The sequence below is a fragment of the Streptomyces sp. S6 genome, from assembly GCF_054880855.1.
Genome location: NZ_JBTYMC010000472.1, coordinates 1 through 3653, shown reverse-complemented (window position 1 = coordinate 3653; position 3653 = coordinate 1). Strand labels below are relative to the sequence as shown.

General features: G+C 71.2%; 3 protein-coding genes. 2 read left to right on the top strand and 1 reads right to left on the bottom strand.

What is annotated here, in order from left to right:
* Positions 1 to 1018: MFS transporter (locus ACVNF4_RS33780; RefSeq protein ID WP_461806690.1), on the bottom strand; the 1018-nt coding region annotated here is incomplete at its 3' end.
* A 223-nt stretch (positions 1019 to 1241) separates the two neighbouring features.
* Between ACVNF4_RS33780 and ACVNF4_RS33775 the strand changes: the two genes are divergently transcribed.
* Together ACVNF4_RS33775 and ACVNF4_RS33770 are read left to right on the top strand one after the other, a co-directional pair.
* A complete protein-coding gene (locus ACVNF4_RS33775) occupies positions 1242 to 2453 on the top strand; it encodes a mannosyltransferase family protein (protein WP_461806689.1) in 1212 nt (403 codons plus the stop codon).
* Positions 2454 to 2692: 239 nt separating this feature from the next.
* A partial coding sequence (locus ACVNF4_RS33770) for a phosphatase PAP2 family protein (RefSeq protein ID WP_461806688.1) occupies positions 2693 to 3653 on the top strand: 961 nt, incomplete at its 3' end.

The window sequence follows — 3653 nt, the reverse complement described above, 5'->3', positions numbered from 1 at the left end:
CGACCCGCCGCAGCAGCCGCGCCCCGGCCAGCCCCGCTGCCATCGCGGCGAGGGTGAGCGGCAGCAGCCGCAGCCCCGTCTGCAACGGCGACAGCCCGAGCACGAGCTGGAGATACTGCGCGGCGATCAGTTCGAGCCCGACCAGCGCCAGCATGGCCAGCACGATGCACAGCACGGACGTCCCGAACGCGGGCCGCGCGAACATCCGCAGGTCCACGAGAGGGAACGGCCGCCGCCGCTGCCGCCGCACGAACAGCACGAGCAGCACCGCGCCGAGGGCGACGGGGACGAAGGTGAGCGCCCCGAACTCACCGCCGCCGAGCCGCTTCACGCCGAGGACGACGCCGAACAGCCCGCCGGCGGCCATGAGCGCGCCGACGACGTCCCACGGCCCGTCGGTCTCCCCCTTGGACTCGGGCAGCAGCCACCGCCCGACCGGCAGACTGACCAGCATCAGCGGAATGTTGACGAGGAAGACCGACCCCCACCAGAAGTGTTCGAGCAGGAACCCCCCGAGCAGCGGCCCCACGGCGGCACCGACCGCCGCGACCGCGCTCCAGATCCCTATGGCCAGCGCCCGCTCCCGCCGGTCGGGGAACACCTGCCGGAGGATGGACAGCGTGGCCGGCATGATCATCGCCCCGCCGACCCCGAGCAGCGCCCGCGCGAGGATCAGCACCTGCGCGCTCTGCGCGAACGCGGCCATCGCCGACGCCACCCCGAACAGCGCGTACCCGAGCAGCAGCACCCGCCGCCGCCCGACCTTGTCCCCGAGTGTCCCGAACAGGATCAGCAGGGACGCGCAGACGAGCGGATACGTGTCGACGATCCACAGCAGCTCGATCGCCCCGGGCTTGAGGTCCTCCGTGACGGCGGGCACCGCCACATGCAGCACGGTCGCGTCGACGGCGACCAGCAGCAGGCTCACGCACAGGACGACGAGGACGATCCACCGCTGGGCCCCGGTCTGATCCGCCGAGCGTCGGCGCACAGCTGTGGCCGTGATCGTCCCGGACATGTGCGTACCTCCCAGCTGATTCGCGCGTTCGACGGGTTCACGGGGTGGGGACTCCCCGCGACTCGGCCGGAGAGGAGCGGCGTCTTCGGCCCGCGCGGACGAACGGCGAGTGCATCGCAGCGTACGCGAGTTCGCCCTCCGATCACGTGGCGGACCTCTCAGACGCCACCGGGAACCCATGTGGCGTACACCACTCGTCCACGTGGGCCCGATAATCGAGCCCATGATCGAGATCCCGGCACGCATCCACCCCGCCCTGCGCCGGGCCGCCCCGGCCCTGCTGGGGTACGCGGCCGTCCGCACGCTGGGCCTGGTGATGCTGGCGGTGTGGAGCGCCGTGCGGGACAAGAGCGCGTACACGTTGTTGACGGCGCGCTGGGACGCGCTGTGGTACGTCCGCGTGGCCGAGCAGGGGTACGGCTACGAGGTGCGCCTGCCGAACGGCGACGTCCACTCGAACCTGGCGTTCTTCCCTCTCCTTCCGTGGCTGGAGCGCCTCCTCCACTCGCTGACCCCGCTGTCGTACGCCGACGCGGGCTTCGTCGTCTCCCTCCTCTCCTCTCTCGCCGCGGCCTGGGGGATCTTCGCGGTCGCGGACCATGTGTACGGCGGTCGCGCGGCCCTGTACGCGGTGCTGCTGTGGGCCGTGCTCCCGGTCGGGATCGTGCAGTCGATGGCGTACAGCGAGTCCTTGTTCACGGCGCTCGCCGCCTGGTCGCTGTACGCGGTCCTGACCGGCCGCTGGGTCACGGCCGGGACGCTCGCCTCCCTGGCCGGGCTGACCCGGCCCGTCGGGCTCGCGGTGGTGCTGGCGGTGTGGGCGGCCGGCCTGGCCTCCCTGCTCCGAGAACGGACCCCGACGGCACCGGGTTCCGCCGACGCCACTGTTCACTCGTCCGTGTCGTCCGGCGGTACAGCGCCCCCACCCGGCGCGCACCCGGCGGCACGCGCCCTCGGGCTGTTTCTCGCGCCGCTCGGTTCGCTGGGCTACGTACTGTGGGTCGGGCGGCGTACGGGTGGCGGCCTGTTCGGCTATCTCGACGTGCAGGCGGGCTGGCGCAACGGGTTCGACGGGGGTTACGCCTTCGCGCGTTTCGTCGCCGGGAAGTTCACCTCCGTGCCCGGCGCTCTCGCGGGGCTCGCGCTGATCCTGGGGGTCGCGCTGCTGCTGCGCCTGTACGCCGCCTGCGTCCGGCAGCGCCAGCCGCTGCCGCTGCTCGTGTACACCGGTGCCGTGCTGGCCCTCGCGCTGTGCGCGTCGAGCTACTTCGGCTCGAAACCGCGGCTGCTGATGCCCGCGTTCCCGGTCCTGCTGCCCCTGGCTCTCGCGCTGACCCGCTCGCGTACGGCGAGGTCGGCGCTGGTGGTCGGCGGGGTCGCGGTGGCGTCGGCGGTGTACGGCGCCTGGTGGCTGAACGGATCCGGACCGCCCTGACCCTGTCATGATCGGTTTTTGCGGACACTGTTAATTCCCGACTACCGCCAGTCGAACTCATTCAAAACTCCGCCGAAACTCACCCCCGGATTGATCAAAGGAAATGAAGGTACGAACGGCCGTCGATTTCGGATTCCGTGGGAATAAACGACATCCTGAGAGCAATCCCACATCACATCGTCATCACAAAGCCGTGGATTCGCGAGGGAACAGACCTCACTCGCTGTAACGTCGATTGGGTGCGTACCGAACGAAACCTCACCCGTCTGGACCGGGTGTTCGCGAGGCTGGACCGGGAGCCCGAACGCCCGGCCCACATCGATTTCCCGCGGATGAGCCGGCACCGGGTCGCGCTGCTGGCCGCGACGCTCGCCTTCTACCTGGCGATCGTCTGGCTCGTCGTGACGACCTCGTGGCTGGTCCGGTTCGACTGGCAGGTCATGTTCTTCCGGCCCTACCAGCAGTGGCCGTCGGTCCACGCCTTCCTCGACTACTACGTCGTCCTCGGCCAGCGCGGTCCGACCGCGGTGATGGTGGCGGCCTGGCTCGGCTGGCGTTCGTGGCGCCAGCACACGCTGCGCCCGCTGCTCACCCTCGGCGCCTCGCTGCTGCTGCTGAACCTCACGGTCGGCGCCGCGAAGATCGGCATGGGCCGGCTCGGCCCGCACTACGCGACGACCGTCGGCTCGAACGAGATGGGTCTCGGCGGCGATATATTCCCCAGCGGCCACACCGCCAACGCGGTCGTGACCTGGGGAATTCTGGCGTATCTGGCGTCCACCCCGCGTGCCCGCCGCTGGCTGTCCGCCGTGTCCGCGGTGGTGTCGCTGGGGGTCGGGCTGACCACCGTCTACCTCGGTACGCACTGGCTGAGCGACGTCTTCCTCGGCTGGGCCGCCGGGCTGCTGGTGCTCCTCGCCCTGCCGTGGTGCGAGCCGTTGATCGCCCGCGCCGAGGTGTGGCTGCTGGATCTGCGCGACCGGCTGCGGGAGCGTCGCAGGACCGCCGGTCGTCCGGTCACACCGGTCACCGTCCCCGTCTCGCTGGCGGCGCCCCGCAAGGTCGTCGACCTGGAGAAGGCGCCGCTCGGCATGCCGCGCCCACCGAGAACCCCGGCCTACCTCGCGCCTGGCCCGCACAGCACGCGCGGCGAGCGCACGCCGGTCACCCCGATCGGCAGCCGCCGCCCCCCGCACGCCG